A 23,538-nucleotide genomic window follows, 5' to 3' on the forward strand; every position below is an offset into this window, starting at 1 on the left:
TTTATTATGGATAATAAAAGCATACGCATCACTGTCAACAACGATGGTAGCACCAAGACAGAGCGTTTTATCGACAACTCACCGCGAATGGAGTACGACTATTGCGCTTTTTATATGGGCAATGACAGATACGCTCATTTTGGTGGCTGGGGTTGGTTGGCTGTTGCAGACCTAACGGAATACGATGACGACTATCGCAATGCTGTTAATGACTTAGACGCTGGTGATATGGACGCAAGCCAAGCGGCTGATGTTATCAACGAGGGCATCAAGAAAGGTGACTTGCTAATAGCAAAATCTTACAACCCTATTGAAGCCATGCGCTTAGTGTGTGAAAAGCTAGATAATAAGGGCGGTTAATATGAATGAGAGTGTTATTAGGACTGTCCTTGAGCGCGGTGAATATATAATGAGTAAAGATGAGTATAGAGCAAGGCGCAAATTTTTAGATAGGTATTACGAAAGCAAAAACGTTAAACTTTCGACTACTAATGATACTAATGTTGTTATTGTAATCAACGTGAAAACAAGTGAAAACAAGGACGGTTGATATGAACATCGAAGAACTGCACGCAAGAGAGAAGAAGCTAGAGCAGGATTTATGCGCTGCTAATGAAAGGCTTATTAGCGAGTTCAAGAAAGACACCGGAGTTTATGTTAGCCATGTCGATGTTGGTATAGAGCTGATTAAGACCGCAGGCGAACCTGATAGGTATGTTATTACTGGCGTTAATATAGATACTAGCATCTAATAGCTCGCTGAAACCAAGTCCTCACATGATGGGCTTTTTTATTGCCTAAAATAAGGTGCTCACATGAAATGGTTATTGATTGCAATGGTTGTCATGGCTGACAAGATTTATGATACATACTTTGATGAGGCAGACGATGAATAACGCACTAATTGACAGCCTCATACGTGAGCACATGAGGGCGTGGAGTGGCTTTGTCGCTGAACGCTATGCAACTGACAATGTGAACTTTAAAACACCGTCAGACGGCATTTGGTACAGACTGACAGTGCAGCATGGCATTAACTTGATGGTCGGTATGGCTGACACACCTTGCACAAGAGAGCTGGGCGCTGTGGTCATACAAGTATTTTACCCAAACAACAAACAGACAAGCTCAATCAAGCGACTTGCTGACAGCTTAGGCTCACACTTTCAATATTACCGTACTGGCAAACTTGAGTTTCTAACGGCATCAGTTATCAACGTGCCTGAGCGTGAGAACGGCTATCAGCTTAATGTAAGAATACCCTACAGATTCAACTAAACAATCAATCACTATCCGCCCTCTTAATCGAGGGCTTTTTTTGGAGTAAGAAATATGTCATCTGGAAGCCGAGTTGTAAGTGCATACGTTGCACAAACAGATAAAGACGTACTACCAACGACAGGTTGGAAAGTGCTACCTAGCATTACCAATGGCCTTAATAACGCCACAACCTTGACTGACAGCGAAATGCTGAACGGTACAAGGGTTAAGACTAGCGGAATTGTAACTAGCGGTGAAATCACAGGCGACCTATCAGCCGAACTCGCTTATGGTATCTACGATGATTTTCTAGCAGCAGCCTTTTGGAACGATTGGACGGAAGGTGGCGAGCTGACCATCGGTGATAGTCGTAAAATGTTCGCAGTGACCAAAGACTTTACTGATGCTGGCCCTAACGGTGTTTACTACGCTTTCAAAGGTGTCCACGTTAATACGCTAAGCATTGAGATCACAACTGACGGCATCGTAAACATCACGTTTGGCTTGATGGGGCTTGGTTATGAGACACAGAAAACGGTATCGTATTCAGCAGGTGCGGCAGCGACGATTGTGGGCGCTAAAGCCAGTGGCTTGAGTGTCGGTGATATTTTATACGAAGGCGATCCTATTGGTGTCTGTGTTGAAGCGTTCAGCTTTGAGCTTGATAACCAGTCAGAAATTCAGAAGTGCTTAGGCTCGAATATGTACGGCGGCAACATTCACGCGATGATTGCTAATGCGTCAGGTTCGATGACCATTGCATTTAGTGAAAAGGCTTACGATATTTTAGAGCTACAACGCACCGGTGGCACAATGTCGCTTGAAGTGCCTATCGAATTTGAGGACGGCACAGGCTATACGATTGAATTACCACGCGTACAGATTAGCGGTGACATTCCAAGCCCAACAGGTAACGAGCTTGTAACAGCCGAAGTTACTTATATGGCGGTTGATGAATCACCGATTTTAACTAGAATTACAGCATAGGATAATAAGAGATGGGATTTCAAATAAAAGATATTCAGCAGCATAAGCCGATTGTGGTCAAGCGCGATGTTAAGAATGAGCTTGGCCTGATTGCTAAACTGGAAATTAGTGATACGCCTGAATTTAAAGTGGCTATCAAAAAGTTTCAGGCGCAGTTTGGCAAGATGCAGCAGCCTACCGAAGATGACTTCTTGGCGGCTAACAACACCGAAGACTCTCTTACTGGTGAAAAGTTAATGCTGATCTTAATCGGTGAGTACATGATTAAATCATGGAACGTCGAGCGAGAAGGTGAGCCGTTAGAGCCTAGTTATCAAAACCTTAAAATGATGACAGCTAACTATGAGCGCGATGAGGATATGCTGCAAGTGGTATCCGAGCTATTCACTCATGCTCGTGAAATGATTACCGAGTTTAATAAAAAGGCGGCTGCTAAAGATGAGGCGGCTGCTACGACTAAAAAAAAGCCCTTGAAGTCTTCGCCTGGCACCAAAAAAGCAGCGAGTTAACCCCAAAGCGGTTGGCTAGCTATAAGCGGCTTGGGGTGCAAATTCCTGAGCCGCCACAGTTCGACGGTGACATACAAGACATCATAGAAACTTATCAGTTGATTGCTAGAGGCCGAAACTACATAGAAGGGCAGCCAACGCGCCTTAGTGTTAGGGATATAACTGAGGTCGTGACAGCTCATCCAGTCGCTATACCTAGAGGTGTTTTAGATAAGGTGATATTCGCCATTGACGACATGGTGCTAGATGAACATCGCAAAACCAAATCAGATGGTTAATTCGGCAATTATCGGTTATTATTGAGTCATATAATTGACTGGTGATAATAAGATGAAAGCCTTGAAATGGGTTGGTATTGTTTTTGCTTTAATGATGGCTTTGGGTGTCGTATTGGTTTTGTTTGAGACTGACGAGCAAGCAGCCGCTAGAGAGGCTGAGTATAAGCAAGCCGAAGTAGAAAAGGCTCAAGTTAAAGCTGAGAAGTTACAAGCCAAAGAGGATAAGCAGGCTGCAAAAGATAAAGACGAGGCAGCCGAAAAGGTTGTCAAGACTCGCAGCGGCATACCCAATCTTGGCGGCAAGTCCGAGCCTGAGCTAATCACTGTTTGTCAGATTGATATACAAGACAAACTTAGTAATCCACGGTCAATGGACGTTATCAACAGTAATCTAAAGTACAAAAAAGAGCTGAATCATGAGCTATGGTTTCAGTTTTATGCTAAAAATCAATTCAATGCTGAGTCAAAGCATACAGCAATGTGTGAATTTGACAATGACGGCAATCTACTAAGCTCGAAGTTTGAATAATTAACAAGTAAACACTCAGTTTCTAAGCCTCTATTAATTTAGGGGCTTTTTTTATGCCAAAAATAAGGGGTCAGTGATGGCAGAACAAGAAAGCAGACTCAGTATTGTAATCGATTCTGCCAAAGCTGAGGCTCGAATCAAAGAGCTTAGAAAGCAGTTGCAAGAGCTTGGCGGTGCAGCAGACCAAGCGGCAGATGATACAGGCGACTTGGGCAACCGGGCAGACCGAGCGAGCCGTGACACCAACAGACTAAACGCATCAGCAGCTAGTGGTAAAAAGGCGCTGGATGGCATGGCTAAAGCAGCGGCATTGGCAGGGGCGGCACTTGCAGGTGTTATAGGCGTGTCAGTAAACAAAGCTATCGCTTTTGAGTCAGCAATGGCTGAGGTGAATAAAACCGTAGATTTTGCGACCAATGACGGTCTAGCAAATATGCGTAAAGAGCTACAGGCACTTACCACCGAGATACCACAGAGCTTTGAGGAATTGGCTGGAGTGGCGGCGGTAGCTGGTCAGCTTGGTATTGCTGAGAAGGATATTGTTGGGTTTACAGAAACCATTGCGAAAATGGGTGTGGCCTTTGATATGTCGTCAGCGGATGCTGCGGATAGCATGGCAAAGATTGCTAACGTGTTTGCACTACCTATTGAGAATGTCGGTGAGCTTGGCGATACGATTAACACGCTATCTAATAGCATGGCTTCAACAGCACCAAATATCATTGACTTCATGATGCGATCAGCAGCACTAGCGAAAACATTTAAGCTAAGCGCAGACGATACAGCGGCATTTGGTTCTGCATTGGTTGCGTTAGGCTGGCAGCCTGAGACAGCTAGTACAGCTTTTAACAGTATGCTTATGACGCTATCTGACCTAGATGGTCTGAGTAAGTCTGGCATTATTGGATTGCAGCAATTAGGTCTTGATACTGCTGAATTTGCTGAGATAACAAGAACTGATGGCAAGGGCGCTATCTTAGAGGTTATAGATGCGGTAAATATGCTGGACGAGTCAAGCCGCATCGCAGCATTGTCCAACCTATTTGGCAAAGAGGCGGCTGCTAAAATAGCATCAATGGCAACAGGGCTTGATACTGTAAATAGCGCATTGGCAGCTACCACAGACACAGCCGGTTCAATGCAAAAAGAGTTCGAGGCAATCAGCGGCACGACAGCAAACAAAATAGAGTTATTTAAGAATAATATCGATGGTATGGCTGCATCAATCGGTGATGCGTTTATTCCTGCGCTCAACGACATACTGCTAGCCATGACACCTATTGTCACAGCTATCGGCGTGTGGACTGCTGCCAATCCTGAATTACTAAAGCAGATTATATCTGTGACCGCTGTACTACTTAGCTCTATTGTCGGCCTAAAGCTATTCGCTGACGGCATCATGGCAGTTAGATCTACCATTGAAGGCTTGAAGGTTGGCTTTGCTGCTGCTAAAGCTGGACTAGCGATATTATCAGGTGGCTTTGCGCTACCGTTGCTCGCTATAGGTGCATTGATTGCGGCTGGCGTACTGCTCTATCAAAATTGGGATTACGTCAAAGAGAAAGCGTCTGAGCTTAACGAGTACATCAAAAGCGTGTTTGGCTCATTGCCTGAACCATTGCAGCAAGCAGGGCGTGATATTGCTGAAGTGTTTATGTTTATTTGGAACACAGGCAAAGAATACCTAACGCTAATGAGTGAGCTTTACTCAGGCACGTTTGAGTCATTCAAAACGATAGCGACTGGCGTATTCCAAGCTGTTTGGAGTGTTATCAAGGTTAGCTTTAGCGGTATTGTGAACACAGTCAGCACAGCATTGCAGCTTGTCGCTACCTTGTTTAGTGGCGGCTTTGCACTGATTAAAAACACGGTATCAACAGTGCTAGGCGTCATCAAAGCGGTGATTAGTGGTGACTTTAAGGCGATACCTGGCATCATCGGTAATGGTTTGAAAGGCGCTGTTACCATCGTTGGTAATATGATGGGTCAGATACTCGACGTTATCAAAAACTACGGTAAAAAGCTCTACAGCATCGGTCGTGACTTTATCCAAGGCTTTATTAACGGTATCAAGTCAATCGGCTCAGGCGTGGTCAGTGCAGCGTCCACAATGGCAGGTAACGCGATTGAGGCGGTCAGAAAAAGACAGCAAAGTAATTCACCAGCCAAGGCTACTATCAAACTAGGTAAAGATTTAGGCGATGGTTACATTGGTGGTATCAAGTCAAAAGCTAAGGCTGTCAAAACCGAAGCGCAGAAAATGGCTGAGGGTGCGATTGAAGCGGTGCAGACTGGTATTGATCGCATTAAAAAAGAGATTGCGCTATTTGGCAATAACAGCAACTTAGCTGACCTTGAGTACGACATTGGCATCGGTAAATATAAAGGCGCTAGCGAGGCTCAACTAAACGAGTATCGAGCAATGGTAGCTGAGCTTGAAAGATTGAATATGGCAGCAGGGGCAACGCTCGCTATACAGGCGCGTTTTGCTCAACTAAAGAAAGCCACAGAGAACTCAGAAACAGCTTTTAATGGACTTGATATTAACCAACCTCAATCCGAGGCTGAGAAGCTACGCCTTGCCTATCAAGAGAAAATGGCAGTTGTTGATGAATACGAGCGATTGCACACCGATAAAAAAGCTCAAGCTGAGGCATCACGCCAACAGTTGACTGAAAACTACAATCAAAGCATTAGAGATTTGGAGCTACAAAAGCAATCGCAGACAGTCGGCTCAATCGCAGCTATGTTTGGCATGGCGTTAGGTGAGACAAGCAAGGGTTATCAAGCTATGTTTGCAGTACAAAAGGCTTATGATTTTGTGCAAGCGCAATCAGCTAGCTTCACGGCTATTGCTAAGGCATGGAGTTCTGCACCATTCCCAGCCAACCTACCTGCTGTGGCAACGACTACGCTATCAACTGGGATTATACCTGCTGCTATTCAGGCGCTATCACCTAAAGGTTTCAAAACTGGTGGTTACACTGGCAACATGGGCGTTAATCAAGTCGCAGGTGCAGTGCATGGTCAAGAATACGTATTTGATGCTGCATCAACTAAACGCATTGGTGTTGATAATCTAAACGCCATGCGTAGTGGTAAGGCGGCTAATGATGACAGCAAAGTGAGCATTAACATCGTTAACAACTCATCAGCTCAAGTCACGGCTAGCGATGACGGTCAAACAATCACCATTACAGACGTTCGCAATGAAGTTAAGCGCGGATTTACCAACTTGCAAAACCCTAACAGCTACGAGTCAAAGCAAATCAATCGTAACGTACAAGCACCTAGACGGAGATAGAGCATGGCAATAGAAGATGATTTACCACAGCTTATCCTATGTCCGTTGCTTGAAAACTACAACGTAGATATTGGCAATGATGTGTTAAGCACTCAATACACGAATGGGCCACCGCGTTTACGTCTAAATAACGTAGGCGCACCGCATCAAATATCGGTGACGTTTAGGCATAAAGCACAGCATCATGATTATATTTGGAAGTTTTGGGAGCTGTATAAAGTTAAGCCATTTGCGATGCGCTTGATAATCAAGGGCACAACGATGAAGTGGTTTCAGTGCTATTTTAACGGTATGCCAAAGGATAGCGTGCTAGGCGGCAACGTCTTTGAGTTTAGCACTAACTTAATTGTAATTCCCAAGCCTGTTGACCTTGAGTTAGCTGCCACGTTTGTATATTTCTACGAGCAGACAGGCGGTGATATTTCAGGATTTATGAATCAGCTTGAAAAACTGGTCAATGAAGATTTGCCTGATGCACTAGGGAGTTTAAATGCCTGATTATGTTATTATGTCCTTACAAAATAAGGAGTTACTATGGAAGTTTATAGGTTAATTATATACGATGGTTGGAGTCAAGCTGGTGACGCGCTATTTCATATAGATGATAAAGCAGAAGATAAAATGACATTGTGGGCTACCGAATTGATGGCGCAGCGCAGAAGCTATCTACCGAAGAATGACCCAGAAATATTAAAAGAAACAAGTCAGATAAATAGAGATATATTAAAATTTAAACTGACGAGCTGTGAGGAGTTGAAAACAGCGCATAACGTAAGTATGACTGTAACCATTGAAAAAATAATGTGAACTTAACTAAAGACAGCCACCTTTTTAGGTGGTTTTTTTATGCCTAAAATTTGAGGTCAACAATGCCTGATTATAATTATTGGCTCAGTGGCAATCCTGATGACGTTAGATTGCTTTGTGTTGAGGTTTCACACCCTGCATGGTCAAAGGTTTACCGTTTAGTACAGAACCATGCTGACGGCATCACAGTGCAGCATGAGAACACGTTTAGCTATGATTATGAGTATGTACCACTGACAATCCAACGCGGTACTAATTCAGATGATTTAGATCAAGAAATAACTATCGGCGTTGGCGATTTGGGCGAGACATTCCCTGATGAACTGAAAGCTGCTAGAGAAAGTCAATACTCAGACATTAGACCAACGCTAAATTATCGTGAATACAACTTGTCAGACTTAACCAAGCCGCAAGTTACCATACTAGGTTTAGAGGTCACCGACTACGAGCCAAAGATTGAGGGTGCTGTTTTCGTTTGCCGAGCTAAGCAGATGAACTTAACAAAGACAGGCGAAGTTTATACGCTAGACAATACGCCAACGCTACGAGGTTTCTAATGTGGGATGCTATCAAATACGATGCTGACAAATACTGCTGTGAGCATTTTTTGATAGATGCTTACAAACACTACACTGGAATTGATATATCAAACAAGCTGCTGACAAGCGGCTTTTTTAGTGCCTCGAATTTGCGCCAGTTTGTGCCAGTCATTGAACCATCACAGCATACGATTGTTTTATTTAGGGATAAAGGCAAGGCGCACGTAGGGCTATGGATTGATGGGCGCGTGTTGCACTTAGAGCCGCAAGGCGTGGTATGGCAACCGTTAGATTACATTAAACGAGACTTTGACAGGGTGGTATTTTATGAGCTTAGTGAGTAAGTATTTTAAACGCTCAGTCGAGTTAGTTGTGATACGCGATATTTTTAATCCGCAAAATAACATTGAGTCATATCAAGGCTATGACGTTGAGCAGCTATTGATGCAAGCGTTCGGTGGTCAGGGATTATCGGACAGTGTGCGCCTTTACCATAACGACTTATCAAAAGACATCACACCGAAAACACCGCAAGACGTAGATAAAATCATGCGCCTAAATGGTCGTATCTATGCCGTTGTTAAGCCGATGGGTATTGGTGCATTTATCGCAGCCATTGTTGTATCTACGCTTATATCAGTAGCTATCTCTTTTTTGATGCCAGTGCCAACATTGCCTAATCAGAACAGCAGTGCAGCACCAAGCCCTAACAACGCACTAGCAGCTAGAACCAATAAGCAGCGTTTAGGTGGTCGCATACCTGATATTTTCGGTACAGTTTATAGTGTGCCTGATTTAACAGCCGTCACCTACAGCGTTTATATTGACCACAAAGAAGTTGAAATGTCAGCTTATCGCGTAGGCCGTGGCAAGTATGACGTAAAAGAGGCTTACGACGATACTACGCCCATCAGTCAGGTGTTTGGCTCAAGTGTGTTGGTTTTTGACCCTGATACCACGTTTGATGATACACCAGCCTTTCAGTTTGGATCGGCATTTACAGCAGAAGAAGCAGCTTGGTCACGCAAGGTTGCTAAGCGGTACACGTCGGTCAATGGCCAGACATTGCAAGCGCCTGATAGTTATTTGACGGTAGCGACGACATTCAAAAACCCAAACATCATTGAAACATCAAGCAATGCAGACTTTAGAAACAACTTTGCAGTCGGTGACACGATACTCATTGAAGGTGCGGATAATCTAGCGTCAGCAAATGGCGTAACCGAAGGCGTAGAGCCTGATGTCACTGATGTAACTTACACCCTAAATGGTCAGTACGAGATACTGACCGTCACTGAAAAACAGATAACACTGTCTAATCCTGCTGCTATCAATAGCGACTGGCAGCTACTTACTGATAATGTCGATTTAACGGTTGAGTCTGATGCTGTCACAATGTCCACCGAAAGCGATACGTTTTGGCAAGGGTGGCATTACACTGATTTAAAAGAGCATGAAGGCGCGTACGTCAATATTACTGCACCCAATGGATTATACGATGGTGAGCCAAGCGGACGGTGGCGAGCCTTGCGACTGTACGGTGTGATCGAGTCTGAGATTGTCGATATTAACAATAATCCGATTGCCAACACGCTTGTCACTCAGCAATTTAGCATACAGTCACCAAACAGCGATGGATTTACGTTTGAGCCTAAGAGTGTCGGTGGCTTAGGTGCTAGCGTGGTGGTTGATAGAAGTTATGATGTGGCAACCACAGACAGTAGTGACAACAAGATACGCTCAGCAGCCAATAAAACCGTTGTTATTAATAACCCAAACTTCATCAAAGGCAAGCGTTTACGTTGGAGAATGGCCAGAACATCAAACGTAGTCACGGATAGCTCAGGCGGTATCGTCGATGAGCTAAAGATAAAAGACTTTTACGGCATACGCTCGATGGTCGCCACTGATTACATGGCAGGTACAACCAACGTGCTGAGCAAGACACTAGGCACAGAGGGCGCGTTATCACTCAAAGAGCGTAAATTACGGCTATTGGTACAGCGATACGTGACCGATGCTACAAGCGGATTGCTCAAGCTATCTAATCGCGCTGACGACATTATCAGGCATATAGCGACTGATGAGAAAATTGGCAACTTGCAACTATCGCAAATTGATGTTGCTCAAATAAAGGCTGAGATTGACGAGCAGATTGCTTACTTTGGCACTGAAAAGTGTAGCGAGTTTTGCTATACGTTCGATGACAACAATCTAAGTGCTGAGGAAACATTGCAAACAGTCGGCAAGGCGGTGTTTAGTCAAGCCAAACGCCAAGGTAATAAGGTAATGCTCGACTTTGAGCGTATCGTACCTGCGTCGGTTGCTGTGTTTAACTCGCATAATATAATACCTGAAAGTTTTACTGCGTCCGAGTCACTAGGTATTGCAAATGATTATGATGGCGTAACCGTTGAATATACCGACCCGACAGATGATGCAACTGTCACGCTGTCCTATCCGAGTGATAGCCTGATAAATCCGCATGAGGATAAGTTGATCGGTGTGCGTAACGAGGTGCAAGCACATATTCACATGATGCGACTGTATAACAAAGACCGTCACGCATACAAGACTTGCGAATTTACCGCAGGTGACGAGTCTAACATTGTGGTGCGTACCAATCGCATTACCGTAGCAGACCAACTGCGAGCCAACATTCAGCAGGGCAGCGTTGACAGTATTGAGGTTATAGACGGCTCTATCGTTTTGTTTACGAGCGACCCTGTTAGCATTGATGACAGCGATGACAATCACTTGTTTATACAGACTATCAATAACGGTGTTGAGAGCATACCTGTTGTCGCTAGAGATGATTACAGTGTGCGTTTGCTGCGTCTGCCAAGCGGTGAGGTGTCAACAAGTTATGACAGCGTAGTGCAAGCGGTCTATCAGATAGTTAAAACGCAAAATGACAGCAACGATGCTTACTTAGTCGCTCAAAAAGACCCGTCTGATGGTATGACAAATAAGCTCTTATGCACAAATTACAGTGATTGCTATTACCAAAATGATAGCGATTTTAAAGACAATAAAATAGAGGACATAGTATGAGTTGTCAAACAAGGGTACATACAATCTGCGTCAAGCAGTACGACACGATTGCTATTAGATGCGAGTATTTAGACGACACAGGAGCGCCACTAAACCTAACAGGCATAACAATCAAGTCTGAGCTGGTAGCAGATAACTCTGAGTCAAGCCCAACGCCCGTCGTCATGGTAGTCACGGTAACTGATGCAGCGCAAGGCATATTCGAGCTTACACTGCCAAGCCTAACGCTAAATATTGGCAGCTATAAAGCTGATATTTTATTTACTAAATCTGGCAATCGACTATCAAGCGAGACCTTCGCTTTGCGCGTTGTGTCTGCTATCACTAAACCATAGGAGGTTTAATATGCCATTACTCAAAGTTGAGGCAATAAATAAATCACCGTTTGGTGAGATTGATGACCGTCAGCACAAGTTCACAATCAAAGTCGGAACAGGCGCTCAGGGGGATAAAGGCGATAAAGGCGACACAGGGCTAATAAACGGAGCGACAGAAGTACAGGTACACCCAACCACTAAAGTTATGTTTAATGGTGCGACGATACCTGCAACCGCAGCAGCAAGTCGTGAGGTGGGCACGTCAAGTGGTCAAATACCTTTAGCACAGGATGTTGCATCAACGCTTACAGGCAAAGCTATTGATGTCACAAGCGTAAAGGCAGGTGCAGCAAGTTACAAGAGAGGGTGGCGTAAGATTGTTGCAACTTTTGGCACTGGTGATAGCACTATCTTTGTCAATAAGGGCACAAATCAGATGACATTGACAAACGTGAGGGTTAAAACATCGGGAAACGTTATTATACACCCGTCAGATACCAGACCGCCTTTTGCCTATCAGGTCACTGAAAACATGAATCAGCAGCGTGTAGAAATAAAGAAGTTAGCAACAGCAACAGGGTTAGACAATACAGAAATCCATGTGTATATCGACGAGGAGTTATAAGATGATTGATGTATCAGACGTACTACAAAAACACAAACAGACAGATAGCGCGGGTGACAGTTATGAACGTGCGAAATCGGTTGTGCTAAACAACCCGAAAGATGGGCAACGCTCAATCACGTTTAATAAAGAGCTGGTCATCAATCTAGCTGACGGCACTACGATGCACACAGACAAAGACATACTTGTCTATAACGCACCGGTAACAGCGGATGAGCGAGCTGAGGTCATCACACTGTATAACCTCGAAGGGCAGGAGGTTGGTGAGAAAACAGCAGGTGAGATTGATGACTTAATCGGACTGTTTTTAAACAGCGCATTGTTAGATGCTGAAATAAAGCGATCAATATAATACGCATAAAAAATACACATCCTACGCCCTCAATTATGAGGGCTTTTTTTGGAGTTTTAAAAGATGGCCGATGATATTGCAAAAGTAATAGCAGACACAAGGGTTGATGCCACAACACTGCAAGAGGTGGTGAACGGCGATGATAGTACACAGGTAACGACGCGACTTGGGGGAAGTTACCCAACAGTCAAGAAAGCTATTAAGTTAATGACGCAATCGGGTGTGGGTTTTACGCCTTTTGAAACCAAAGCGTTAATGACTGCAAGCTCTATAGCAAATGGCGGTTATGCAATCGTTACTAATGATACAACAGCAAATAGCGGTTTGTATCTAAAAAAATCAGGGGCATGGTCAAAAGTTACGTGGGATATTGATGAGCGTCAGAAAACCTACACCGACGTTGCTGCTAATGCTGCCTTAGTAAGTGCCAAGACTTACGCAGATGGCGTAGGAACAGCAGCAGTAAGTCAGTTAAAAACATACACAGACACAAAATCAGGTGAGGCGCTAACCAAAGCTAATGAAGCGGCAGACATGGCTGATGCTGTTGATTTGACAATCAAGTCGATAACAAGCAGCGAAACAGACAGAGTTGGTGATGCGCCTGAGTTATTTTCCGACGTTATCAAAGCTGAACCTGACCCAATCATACTTGGCTCTCAGTTATATATTTCTCAGATACCCAAAATAGGCAAGGTGCTTACAGTTAAAAATAAAGCGGGATATGTCGCCACACGCAAGGCCGTGCCTGTTTATAGTGGTCATAGCTACACTCTCTCAGCTTCATTACTACGTGTCGTTAACCCGACTGACCCACTAAATGATACTGTCGAAGTGGGTGTTGAGTGGCTAAACCAATACAAGCAATCTATCTCACATCAAGTTATATCGTCGCTTACGTTAGATAGTGCTAATGGCATTACTGTTATTGATGAACCTATATTTCCAAAAGCCACCAGTGCATACGTTCGAGCATGGTTTAGGATTTATGGCTCAGATAGCGAGACAGCAATCGTTAAAATTGCGATTGATGATGTGACTGTTACAGCTACAGCTATAAGCGCCATCAATGAGTCTGCCGAAAGCACTTTGGCTAAAGCGCAGATATACGCAAACGGTGCAAATGCTAAATTATACAGTCTTGTTGATCTAACTGACGCTATCGCAAACGGTGCTGACGTAGGTGATTATTATTACAATAATTATTTAAAAGATTTTTACGTCATTACGTCAACTGATGAGCAATCGCCAGCCGCTGACAAAATGATTTTCAGAAAAAGCGCACTGTTTACTTATAAAAATGAAATTTATACTTATGGTGACGAGAATGGTTTTTTAAGACTAACAGATAATAACTCTACTAAATTGCTTCTTTTAAAGAGCATGACCAACCTGTCTGATGCTATAGCAAATGGGGCAGATGTAGGTGATTATTATTATCACGGCAATCTTAAATATCTGTACAAAATCGCGTCAATAGACGGCAGCAAACCAGCAATTTTACAAAATTTTGAAGATGGGTTTGTTTATTTATTTAATGATGTTTTTTATATTTACACGGGCGATAAGTTAGAAAAAACAGTAGAGAAGGACGAAGGTAAAGACGTTGAAGTTGCAAAACTGTACAGTCTTATTGGTTTGGGTGATGCACTGGCAAACGGTGCAGGGGTTGGTGATTACTACTATAGCGATGTTTTAGAAGATGTTTTTGAGATAGTAGATACAGACGCTAAGCGATCTATTGCGACATCGTTTGAGCGCGGTGCGCTGTTTACATACGACAATGCAGTGTACGTGCAAGATAAAGGCTCAACTGAGTTAGTGCTGACTGATGCACGCAGACAGTTAGACATAATACAGATTAAGAGCATGGTTGATCTGTCAGACGCACTAGCAAATGGCGCACAAATTAATGATATTTACTATCATAAAGACCAAAAGCTGTTGTTTAGGGTTTTTAAGTCAGGCGGCGGAATGGCTGGCAAACACGTCCCTTTTGAACCTGATGTTATGTATCTGTCTAACAATGTGTTGTACAGATATCGTGATAACACATTTCGTGAAGTCGTTAAGAGTGAGGATGGAGAGTTAGGGCGCAAGCAGCTTGTCACCCCAACGCCTGAAGAAAATATATCAGCATATGTAAATGGACTTAAATTTGCTGACGAGCTAACCAACCATTTAACCGAGATAACCAAGCCTACAGACAAATTTGGTCACACACCATCTTTTGTTTTTTATGATGATGTTTGTTACAACGCACTTATGATTAATACGCGTGGCACGGGCGAAACCCCACCTGAGCTAACTATCAGATTTAGTTATTTTGATTTAGCTGACCCTACCGCTATTACGCACCACGATTTATGCGATATTGGCGATACCGTCTTGGGCAAAACAGTTACGCATAATTATGATGCAGCAGTATTTTTGCTTGACGATACGGTGCATTTGCTATGGAATAGCAGATTCAGCGGTGAGAGCTACTACACCATGTTGCATCAAACATTTGATACAACTACGCAGCAATTTAGTGATGTGCGAGTAGCTGATTTTACCGTTGGCAATACTACGCTACAGATGACTGGCGACAATATTAACGCAGCGTTTGCTGCTGAGTTGATAGACGTACCTGATTTTTATGCTCACATCGTACTGATGACAAAAATATCAACACGTGTTGAAAACGGGCAGACGTACTACTACTCGTCAATCGGTGCAACAAGCACGTTTAACATCATCGTAAAAACGCTCGACTTTATAAATTGGGAGTATGTATCACACCCTGATTTCCCGCACAAAGCGCAGTACGAACCTACGGTCTACGTGTACGATGATTACGCATACTACTACTGCCGACAGCAACAGCAAACCCCGTATGGTTTTTTGACAAAATACGATTTAGTTAGAGGCACATGGGACGAGCCAGTTTATATCCCCGAAACTCAGTCACGCTCACAGTTTTTTGTATCAAATAATATACTTTACTTAATGTACGCGCCAAAAAACAGACAGCATTTAGCTGTTATTGAGATTGATAGACTGTTTTTAGATAAAAGTCATGTCGTGCAAGTTGCAAAAGTTAATGCTATGTACGCATACCCTGAAGTTGAAGAGTATAAGGGTGTTTTATATACGCTATTTTCTGATAGAAAAAAAGACGTTTATATCAGCACATTTACTGTTGCAAGTCTAAGGACTGGTGATATAAATACTAAGTTTAGAGAGTTATTCGGCATCTAAACACCGCCCTTAATCGGGGTTTTAATTATCTAAAATTAGGGGGCTAGATGCTTAAAATTAAGTTTTGGCAGCTATGGTGGGCTTGCGTAGCTGCTCTAGCTGCATCATACCCAATTAGTGCATGGGCTGCTGACCAACTCATAGGCGCAAAGGTTTTACCTGCACCTTTTTTGCTGAGCTGGACAGGCGTATGGGTTTTTTCTACGGCGGGTGGTCTATGCGCTGCTTTTGTCAAAATACCTGAGATTGACAAGAGTTTTAATTATCCGCCATTCGCTAAATTTTTAATTGGGCTTTCTAGTGGCGTGGCGTTAAGTGTGGCAGTCAATACATTTAATGAAGCACAGTCAGGTGCATTACCATTGTTTGCACTATTAGCAGGTCTATTTAGTGCGCCATTGGTAGCAGGTACGATGGTATGGATCAGCAATCAAAAACGCATAAACAAAACACTCAATCAAGCGGTGCGTAAGCGCACAGGTTTAGATACGTCATTAGATGACGACTTTCAAATTAACAAGGCTTACAAAAAAGGAGACAGCGAATGATAGCGCCAATCTATCTTGATTTAACGATGGCGCTATGCGCTGTCATCTTAGGCTTGTTTGTCATGCTCACACGTATGCGAGTCGTTGACGATGGCATCTATACACCAATACTTGAGCTAGCTGTAGTATGTTCAGGTGCGCTCAGTTGGGCGATATATGGCTTTTTAGCATTGTCGGCTATTACCTCATACCCACCACTGCACACATTAGGTTATCAAGGGCACTGGGGTTATACGCTCGCAAGGTTCTTAGGGTTTGTAATGTGGGTGCTCGCTCTACTGTTAATCACTAGGTACAGCGCATATATGCAAGTTAGGAAGATATCAAATAAATGCAGTAAATACGCCCCATAACGGGGCTTTTTTTGGAGATAAAAATGAGTATTTTTAACGAGAGCGCAGCAACAATGGTCACGCCATTAATCAGATATGGCTTGATTGCTGTGGCAGGTGGCTTGATTAGTAAAGGTTACATCACAGCTGAGCAGGTCGAGATAGTAGCAGGTGCGCTTATATCAATTGGCACAGTAGCATGGCTAACTATCATCAAGCGTAAACAGGGGGCATAGTATGAGCAAGTTTACGGCATTTTTCGATAGACTGATGGAGCACGAAGGCGGTTACGTCAACCATCCAAGCGACCCTGGCGGGGAAACAATGTGGGGCGTGACAAAACGTGTTGCTCGTGCTCACGGCTATAACGGTCCAATGCGTAGTTTGCCAAAATCCACAGCTCAAGCAATCGCTAATAAGAGCTATTGGCAAGCAGTAAAGGGCGATGAGTTACCACGAGCTGTCGCTTGGCAAGTAGTCGATGCAGCATACAATCATGGCAACCGTAACGCTGTTAAGTTTCTGCAACGGGCTATCGGTGCCAGTGATGACGGCATCATAGGACCGCGTACATTAGCAGCAGTTAAAGCAATGGATCAGAACGATATCATCTTGCTATTTAATGCTGAGCGCCTAGAGTTTTATACTCAATTGAGGACATGGCCCACCTTTGGGCGCGGTTGGTCACGTCGCATTGTTGGCAATCTAAGATGGGCCGCTAAAGATAATTAAGCATTCGAATAGGTTTACCCTGTGCCCTGTCATTAATTTGGCAGGGCGTTTTTTTGTCTAGGTTTTGAGATTGTCCAAGTAGTCAGCCCAGCTTTGCATCATGTCACGTCTTTTGTCCAACCAGGTCAAACGGTTATAAGCTCGACCATTGCCATCAACCACCTTATGCGCTAGTTGCATATCAATCAGCGCGTATTCAAACTCTAGGCGTTCTTCTAGTAGTGTGCGAGCGATTGCCCTAAAGCCTTGGCTCGTTTGCTCGCTACTGTCAAACCCCATTCGTTTAAGTGCTTGATTGAGTGTATTCTCGGACAAGACCCTGCTTTTTGACATAGACGAAGGGAAAACGTATTCACCAGTTGCATATTCGCGCATTTCATCAATGACTTGCAATGTCTGTGTCGATAGCGGAGATACCATATCAACACCAGTACTTTTCTTTGTCTTTGGTGGCGTGTAGATCCAAACGCCTTTTTCTAAGTCTAAATCAGACCATTTCAGGTGCCGTACTTCGCCTACACGCGCAAACGTCAGGATTGCAAAGCGCAAGGCCCTACGTGTGGAAAAGTTGCCGTGATAGCTGTCTATGGCCGTTACCAATTCGCCTAGTCGCTGCTCGTTTAATATCGCAGGTGCGTGTTTTACTTCACCAGTCGCAAAAACACCGCGCAGGTGCAAAGCTGGATTTTGTGTAGCGCGTCCAGTAGCGATAGCATGAGTCATCACTTGGCTAATCTTGGTGCGAGTCTTTTGCAGCTTGGTAAAGTGTCCAGCCGCTTCAATTGGTTTTAATACCGCCATGCAATCGACGGTTGTAATATCGCTTACTGGTTTATTGCCGATAACCGCGATTATCTCATCAACAGCCGTTCTCGTTTTGCTCAATGTCGTTTCTGAATAGTTTTTAGTTTTCAACCATTCATCAAACACCGATTTAAAATCATTCGCTATTTTATTGCGCTCGGTTGCTATCTGATTTTGATTGTCGGTCTTCGGATCAATGTTATTCTCTATTAGCGCATCACACTCAGCGCGTTTCTTACGAGCATCAGCTAGTGATAAAGCAGGGTAGCGACCCAACTTAAACATATCAGCTATGCCAGTATAAGGACGGCTGTATTGATAATACCAAGTCTTGGTGCCAGACTTTGCGATATTCAGCACTAGACCGTTACCGTCATACAATCGATACGGCTTATCTTTAGGCTTGGCTTTTGCCACCTCGGTATTGGTCAGCGGATTAGTGATGCGAGCCATAACAGTAAATTCCAGTCAGAAATACAGTAAAAACGGTAATTACTGCCAAGTTTACTGTTAATAATCTCGGTTTACAACAGACACATACAGACACATACAGACGTAAAAAAGCCCTCATGCTATGAAACATAAGGGCTAATCAGACTTGCTCGGACTTACTTAGACTGCTATATGGTACCAGTGGTCGGACTCGAACCGACACGCTTTTAAAGGCAACGGATTTTGAATCCGTCATGTCTACCAATTCCATCACACTGGCATGTTAGGTGATAATAGCTATTGACTAAATATTATCTAATTGGGCTACAGTGTTGACTGTATAGGCTGCGTATTATAGCAGCCTATTTACATGCGTCAAGTATTATTTTATACAATTTTTCATTTATTCTACTAATGCTAAATAGCATCATTCTAGCCGACAAAGGCACGCTCAACTGCGTAATCTGCTTGCACACCCATACGTGGTGAAACAGTCAAGCCAAAGTTATCTAAAATGGCAGAAACCTCAGCATTAAACGGCATACTGCCACAAAGCATGACACGGTCATCATCCTTATTCATTGGCGGTAAACCAATATCTTCAAACAATTTGCCTGATTTCATCAAATCAGTGACACGTCCTTGGTTTCTAAATTCTTCACGCGTAACAGTTGGGTAATAGATGAATTTTTCGCGATACCATTCACCAAAGATTTCATCATTAGGTAGCTCGTTTTCAAACATTTCACGATAAGCTAAATCATGAACATGACGTACGCCATGTACTAAGATAATTTTGTCAAAACGCTCATACACTTCAGGGTCACGTGCTAGTGACAAGAAGGGAGCAAGGCCAGTACCAGTAGAGAGCATGTAAAGGTTCTTACCTGGTAGCAGATCGTCCAATACTAGTGTGCCCGTTGGTTTTTTACTGACTAACAGCTCGTCGCCTACTTTGATATGTTGCAAGCGTGAAGTTAATGGACCATCTTGAACTTTAATAGAGAAGAATTCTAAATGATCTTCATAGTTAGGGCTGGCGATTGAATAAGCGCGTAATAGTGGCTTGCCATCAACAACAAGTCCAATCATCGCAAATTCGCCATTACGAAAGCGCAAGCCATCATCACGAGTGGTTTTGATACTAAATAGAGAGTCATTCCAGTGATGAACCTCTGTGACCGTTTCGGTGCGAAGTTTTGACATAAAGTCCTCGTTAATAAGTTGTTATTTGTGTGTTAAGTTTGAATAAGTATTAAATCAGAATTTTCAATGTTAGATTGAACATTATAAAAACGTATTAGTCTTTTAATCGTTGTCGACACTGCTATTTTTATGAACGAGTAAATGATGAGTAAGCGCAATAGAGCCAGTCTATCAGCTTATATACAGCCAGCTATTACGTCATTAGACATAGTAGATTTGCGTCAACGATGACAGCATTATTAGTCATATCGCCCAAATGTAAATGACTCTCATCAAATTTCTTGCTCATAATACCAAACTTTAAAATAAAAATCCGTCTAGCAGTGATTGTCTAGCATGATAAAATGGAATATCGTTAGTGAGTAATTTTGTATCATTTGGCAAAACTGCTTTATCAGGGCAGTTTTGTATTACTGGAGTTGGTCTATGCTTGATGAAAATCCCCTGTTAGATAACTACCATCAAGCTCCTATTATTGGCTATCATCGTGCGCCGCTTTCGCAGAAATTTGGTGCGCCGCGCCAGCCAAACCTAGTCGCTTTGACTAGTGTCATTGAGATGTTAGCGCTATATGATACGCCAGCTGCATTTGTTGGTTTGGACAAGTTTAGTCATATATGGTTGAGTTGGCAGTTTCATCATAATTATCGATATAAAAATAACAATGAAACCAGTACTAGTTTTCGCGCTCAAGTACGCCCACCAAGATTGGGCGGTAATCAAAAAATAGGGGTATTTGCCAGTCGCAGCATGTATCGTCCTTCAGGACTAGGCCTATCTGTCGTTAAGCTCGAGCAAGTCAAAATAGTTCAAGGTCGTGTATTATTGATTATCAAAGGTGCTGATATGATAGACGGCACGCCAATCATCGATATAAAGCCATATGTGGCCTATAGTGATGCGCTGACCCAAGCACAGAGTGGATTTGCACCAGCTGCTCCAGAGTTATTAACTGTGACTGTGACCGATGCTGCTAACGAACAGTTTATGATGCTAGTAAGCGCAGGCGAGCCTAGTAATGCTAACAATGATACAAGTATCAAAGACGCAGACACTGGATTGAGTAATACGACAGTTGCTTCTACAATTCATCATATACAAAGTCAATTGATAGGCTCAGATATGAGCATTATTAAAGAGCTAATTGCCCAAGACCCGCGTCCAGCTTATCGACGGACAGAGATCGCTACGCCATTTGTTATGCGTTATAAATCCGTTGATGTGGTTTTTCAGTTGATAGAATCAGGACAGCTACAGATAATCGCTGTGGTTACGGTGTAGCTGGCTTGCATTGATATCGTTTTTGACAACACATTTTAAAACAACAGAAGAAGAAAGATATGTCTGCTCAACAGTACTCGATAGTGATTGATTTGCGTTGGTGTCTAGATGAGCTATTGGCAGATAAAGTGATTGACCAACGCGGCTATAATCTAGTCATTACTAGCCGTCGCGACAAAGCGCAGCATCCTTTACTAACGATTAGTGAATTTGGCTTACCGAATGGCCATGCGACGGACAATAGCGCTGAAAATAAATTAACTTTGGCTTGGCTCAACCAATGGTTGGCGGCTAAAGCAGATATGACTCTCGTTCGTATTGACCCTCTAAAAGTTGATGTCTCTGCGGTCACAAAATTGATGTCATTTGAATATGCACGTTCACAGCATATTTTACCGATTGAGGTCGCTGTAGACGAAGTGATTATCGGAACGGATCAGCCTTTTTATACTGACTGGCACTCAAGTATTGAAAAATTGATCAAATTAAAAAGCTATCGTACGGTCTATATCAATCCTGAGCAGATCAAACGCTACCGGCAGGAGTTCTATCAAGTCACCCAAGCGATTGCAGGCGCAAATAGTGTCCATAAGCGTGCAGCTGCCGATGTGACCAATGTCGAAGCATTATTGCAATTGGGTGACAATACTAATCCTGATGCCAATGACCAGCATATTGTTAGAGTTGTTGATTGGCTGTTGCAATATGCCTTTGAGCAACGAGCTAGTGATATCCATTTAGAGCCACGTCGTGAGACAGGTAAGGTACGCTTCCGTATTGATGGTGTGCTACATACGGTGTATGAGATGCCATTGGCAATCATCGTCGCGGTGACCGCACGTATCAAAATTTTAGGACGGCTAAATGTCGCAGAAAAGCGTAAGCCGCAGGATGGCCGTTTAAAGACGCGAACGCCGAAGGGACTAGAGACAGAGCTTCGTTTGTCGACTATGCCAACCGCGTTTGGTGAAAAGTTGGTCATGCGGGTATTTGATCCTGAAGTACTGGTGCGCTCCTTTGCTCAGCTTGGTCTATCGGGTAAGCAGCTTGAAACGTGGCATGAATTGACTGCTCATTCAAACGGGATTATTTTGGTCACTGGGCCTACAGGTTCGGGTAAGACCACGACCTTGTATAGTACTCTCAAGCAGCTAGCGACTGAACAAGTCAATGTCTGTACCATTGAAGATCCTATTGAAATGATTGAACCTGCATTTAACCAAATGCAAGTAAACCCAGGTGTCGATCTAAACTTTGCAGACGGCATTCGCTCTTTGATGCGTCAAGATCCTGACATCATTATGGTAGGGGAGATTCGTGATGCTGAAACAGCCAATATGGCAGTACAAGCCTCATTGACAGGGCATTTGGTGCTCTCGACACTACATACTAACGATGCACCAAGTTCAATCACTCGCTTGCATGATTTGGGTATTCAGCCGTTTTTGACGTCAGCGACTATCTTAGGTGTGATGGCACAGCGTTTATTACGTACACTATGCCCGCATTGCAAAAAAGCGGTAGACGTTGTGCCAGACAGCGAGGTTGCCATTCAATGGCAGGAGTTGGTACAACCTTGGCGTGCGCCTACTCCAGCACAAATTTATATGGCTCAAGGCTGCGAGCATTGTCGACACACTGGTTATCAGGGACGAATCGGCCTATACGAGATTATGCCGTTGTCTAACGAATTAAAAAAACTGGTCGCAGCCGATACAAACTTAGATGTACTCAAACAACAAGCGTATCGTGAAGGTCTACAGCCATTACGTTTATCAGGGGCAAAACGTATTAGTGAAGGCGTGACAACCATAGAAGAGGTGATGCGAGTCGTGCCTCTTAATTAACTATTGTATTTGAAGTCGTGTTTAGCGTTCCCAACGTACGTGTTGGCGAATGATTTTTGCTGGTGTGCCTGCTACCATACAGTTTGGTATAGTGACTGGTTTATTGACGAAGGCACCTGCTGCGATGATACATCCATCAGCGATAGAGACGTTTTTTGAGATAGTCACATTAGCCGCAATCCAAATATGATCTCCTAGAATGACATCAGAATGTGCTTTGTTCACTCGTACGTTAGTATCTATATTGTAGACCTTGTGCACATCGGTAGCACGAATTTCAATACCACGCGATATCATGCAAGATTTACCAATAGTCACACTCTTATCACGTGCCAAGATATAGCAGTCAATGGCAGTGGTATACTCACCAATATGAATGCGTAAATGATTACCAACGACTAATAATTGACCAGAGAATTTAACATGTTCTGTGATGGTAACTTGATTGTGATTACCATTAATATCGATTTTTAGTTTATTAAGTTTCCCATGACTACCAATGGTAATTCGATTGTTATCACCTTTACGAATAGTAATTGTGGAGTTCCAATG

The 23,538-nt window shown here is 43.3% G+C and carries 26 protein-coding genes and 1 tRNA gene; 23 read left to right on the plus strand and 4 right to left on the minus strand.

Annotated features, from left to right (window positions below; genetic code table 11):
- Window positions 1-6 precede the first annotated feature (6 nt).
- The 21 genes from HCZ91_RS07155 to HCZ91_RS07255 all read left to right on the plus strand — a co-directional run bounded on the left by HCZ91_RS07155 (window position 7) and on the right by HCZ91_RS07255 (window position 17,416).
- A complete protein-coding gene (locus HCZ91_RS07155) occupies window positions 7-360 on the plus strand; it encodes a hypothetical protein (protein WP_179798841.1) in 354 nt (117 codons plus the stop codon).
- Between the two features lie 191 nt (window positions 361-551).
- Window positions 552-752 carry a hypothetical protein gene (locus HCZ91_RS07160; RefSeq protein WP_179798842.1) on the plus strand — a complete coding sequence of 67 codons (201 nt, stop codon included), beginning with the start codon at window positions 552-554 and terminating at the stop codon, window positions 750-752.
- 136 nt (window positions 753-888) lie between these two features.
- Window positions 889-1,278: a phage tail terminator-like protein gene (locus tag HCZ91_RS07165; RefSeq protein WP_179798843.1), complete on the plus strand. Its 390-nt coding sequence runs from the start codon at window positions 889-891 to the stop codon at window positions 1,276-1,278.
- A 54-nt stretch (window positions 1,279-1,332) separates the two neighbouring features.
- Complete coding sequence (locus tag HCZ91_RS07170; RefSeq protein ID WP_179798844.1) at window positions 1,333-2,247, plus strand: phage tail tube protein; 915 nt, start codon at window positions 1,333-1,335, stop codon at window positions 2,245-2,247.
- Window positions 2,248-2,258: 11 nt separating this feature from the next.
- A complete protein-coding gene (locus HCZ91_RS07175; RefSeq protein ID WP_179798845.1) occupies window positions 2,259-2,756 on the plus strand; it encodes a hypothetical protein in 498 nt (165 codons plus the stop codon).
- 35 nt (window positions 2,757-2,791) lie between these two features.
- The gene (locus HCZ91_RS07180; RefSeq protein WP_179798846.1) at window positions 2,792-3,034 is read left to right on the plus strand and encodes a hypothetical protein; all 243 of its coding nucleotides are present in this window, start codon (window positions 2,792-2,794) and stop codon (window positions 3,032-3,034) included.
- Window positions 3,035-3,086: 52 nt separating this feature from the next.
- On the plus strand, window positions 3,087-3,563 hold the full coding sequence (locus HCZ91_RS07185; protein ID WP_179798847.1) for a hypothetical protein: 477 nt from the start codon (window positions 3,087-3,089) through the stop codon (window positions 3,561-3,563).
- 76 nt (window positions 3,564-3,639) lie between these two features.
- Window positions 3,640-6,867 (plus strand): phage tail tape measure protein, encoded by a 3,228-nt coding sequence (locus tag HCZ91_RS07190; RefSeq protein WP_179798848.1) that lies wholly within the window; start codon window positions 3,640-3,642, stop codon window positions 6,865-6,867.
- A 3-nt stretch (window positions 6,868-6,870) separates the two neighbouring features.
- A complete protein-coding gene (locus tag HCZ91_RS07195; protein WP_179798849.1) occupies window positions 6,871-7,365 on the plus strand; it encodes a hypothetical protein in 495 nt (164 codons plus the stop codon).
- 36 nt (window positions 7,366-7,401) lie between these two features.
- Window positions 7,402-7,674, plus strand: coding sequence for a hypothetical protein (locus HCZ91_RS07200; protein WP_179798850.1), 273 nt, complete (start codon window positions 7,402-7,404; stop codon window positions 7,672-7,674).
- Between the two features lie 62 nt (window positions 7,675-7,736).
- Window positions 7,737-8,231 (plus strand): DUF1833 family protein, encoded by a 495-nt coding sequence (locus tag HCZ91_RS07205; RefSeq protein ID WP_179798851.1) that lies wholly within the window; start codon window positions 7,737-7,739, stop codon window positions 8,229-8,231.
- Window positions 8,231-8,557, plus strand: a complete 327-nt coding sequence (locus HCZ91_RS07210; RefSeq protein WP_179798852.1) for a hypothetical protein — start codon at window positions 8,231-8,233, stop codon at window positions 8,555-8,557. The genes HCZ91_RS07205 and HCZ91_RS07210 overlap by 1 nt, the downstream gene beginning before the upstream one ends.
- Complete coding sequence (locus tag HCZ91_RS07215; protein ID WP_179798853.1) at window positions 8,541-11,267, plus strand: host specificity factor TipJ family phage tail protein; 2,727 nt, start codon at window positions 8,541-8,543, stop codon at window positions 11,265-11,267. Before HCZ91_RS07210 ends, HCZ91_RS07215 begins: the two co-directional genes overlap by 17 nt.
- A complete protein-coding gene (locus tag HCZ91_RS07220) occupies window positions 11,264-11,602 on the plus strand; it encodes a BppU family phage baseplate upper protein (protein ID WP_179798854.1) in 339 nt (112 codons plus the stop codon). The genes HCZ91_RS07215 and HCZ91_RS07220 overlap by 4 nt, the downstream gene beginning before the upstream one ends.
- A 10-nt stretch (window positions 11,603-11,612) precedes the next feature.
- Window positions 11,613-12,209, plus strand: coding sequence for a hypothetical protein (locus HCZ91_RS07225; RefSeq protein WP_179798855.1), 597 nt, complete (start codon window positions 11,613-11,615; stop codon window positions 12,207-12,209).
- Between the two features lies 1 nt (window position 12,210).
- A complete protein-coding gene (locus HCZ91_RS07230; RefSeq protein WP_179798856.1) occupies window positions 12,211-12,561 on the plus strand; it encodes a hypothetical protein in 351 nt (116 codons plus the stop codon).
- 63 nt (window positions 12,562-12,624) lie between these two features.
- Window positions 12,625-15,804, plus strand: coding sequence for a hypothetical protein (locus HCZ91_RS07235; protein ID WP_179798857.1), 3,180 nt, complete (start codon window positions 12,625-12,627; stop codon window positions 15,802-15,804).
- Between the two features lie 47 nt (window positions 15,805-15,851).
- The gene (locus HCZ91_RS07240) at window positions 15,852-16,352 is read left to right on the plus strand and encodes a hypothetical protein (protein WP_179798858.1); all 501 of its coding nucleotides are present in this window, start codon (window positions 15,852-15,854) and stop codon (window positions 16,350-16,352) included.
- Window positions 16,349-16,705, plus strand: a complete 357-nt coding sequence (locus tag HCZ91_RS07245) for a hypothetical protein (protein WP_179798859.1) — start codon at window positions 16,349-16,351, stop codon at window positions 16,703-16,705. Before HCZ91_RS07240 ends, HCZ91_RS07245 begins: the two co-directional genes overlap by 4 nt.
- A 23-nt stretch (window positions 16,706-16,728) precedes the next feature.
- Window positions 16,729-16,920, plus strand: coding sequence for a hypothetical protein (locus tag HCZ91_RS07250; RefSeq protein ID WP_179798860.1), 192 nt, complete (start codon window positions 16,729-16,731; stop codon window positions 16,918-16,920).
- Window position 16,921: 1 nt separating this feature from the next.
- Window positions 16,922-17,416 carry a glycoside hydrolase family 108 protein gene (locus HCZ91_RS07255; protein ID WP_179798861.1) on the plus strand — a complete coding sequence of 165 codons (495 nt, stop codon included), beginning with the start codon at window positions 16,922-16,924 and terminating at the stop codon, window positions 17,414-17,416.
- Window positions 17,417-17,473: 57 nt separating this feature from the next.
- Here HCZ91_RS07255 and HCZ91_RS07260 read toward each other — a convergent pair whose 3' ends face one another.
- The 3 genes from HCZ91_RS07260 to HCZ91_RS07270 form a co-directional block, all read right to left on the minus strand.
- Window positions 17,474-18,673, minus strand: a complete 1,200-nt coding sequence (locus HCZ91_RS07260; protein WP_179798862.1) for an integrase arm-type DNA-binding domain-containing protein — start codon at window positions 18,671-18,673, stop codon at window positions 17,474-17,476.
- 172 nt (window positions 18,674-18,845) lie between these two features.
- A tRNA-Leu gene (locus HCZ91_RS07265) sits at window positions 18,846-18,932 on the minus strand.
- A 152-nt stretch (window positions 18,933-19,084) separates the two neighbouring features.
- A complete protein-coding gene (locus HCZ91_RS07270; RefSeq protein ID WP_057759345.1) occupies window positions 19,085-19,858 on the minus strand; it encodes a ferredoxin--NADP reductase in 774 nt (257 codons plus the stop codon).
- A 426-nt stretch (window positions 19,859-20,284) separates the two neighbouring features.
- Between HCZ91_RS07270 and tsaA the strand changes: the two genes are divergently transcribed.
- Together tsaA and HCZ91_RS07280 are read left to right on the plus strand one after the other, a co-directional pair.
- Entirely contained in the window at window positions 20,285-21,139 is an 855-nt protein-coding gene (gene tsaA / locus HCZ91_RS07275) for a tRNA (N6-threonylcarbamoyladenosine(37)-N6)-methyltransferase TrmO (RefSeq protein ID WP_179798863.1), read from the plus strand.
- A 59-nt stretch (window positions 21,140-21,198) separates the two neighbouring features.
- On the plus strand, window positions 21,199-22,986 hold the full coding sequence (locus tag HCZ91_RS07280; RefSeq protein ID WP_179798864.1) for a GspE/PulE family protein: 1,788 nt from the start codon (window positions 21,199-21,201) through the stop codon (window positions 22,984-22,986).
- 21 nt (window positions 22,987-23,007) lie between these two features.
- On the opposite strand, the gene HCZ91_RS13940 is transcribed toward HCZ91_RS07280, so the two are convergent.
- Entirely contained in the window at window positions 23,008-23,322 is a 315-nt protein-coding gene (locus HCZ91_RS13940) for a hypothetical protein (protein ID WP_257019998.1), read from the minus strand.
- Between the last annotated feature and the right edge of the window lie 216 nt (window positions 23,323-23,538).

This window comes from Psychrobacter sp. BI730, assembly GCF_013414195.1.
GTDB lineage: Bacteria > Pseudomonadota > Gammaproteobacteria > Pseudomonadales > Moraxellaceae > Psychrobacter.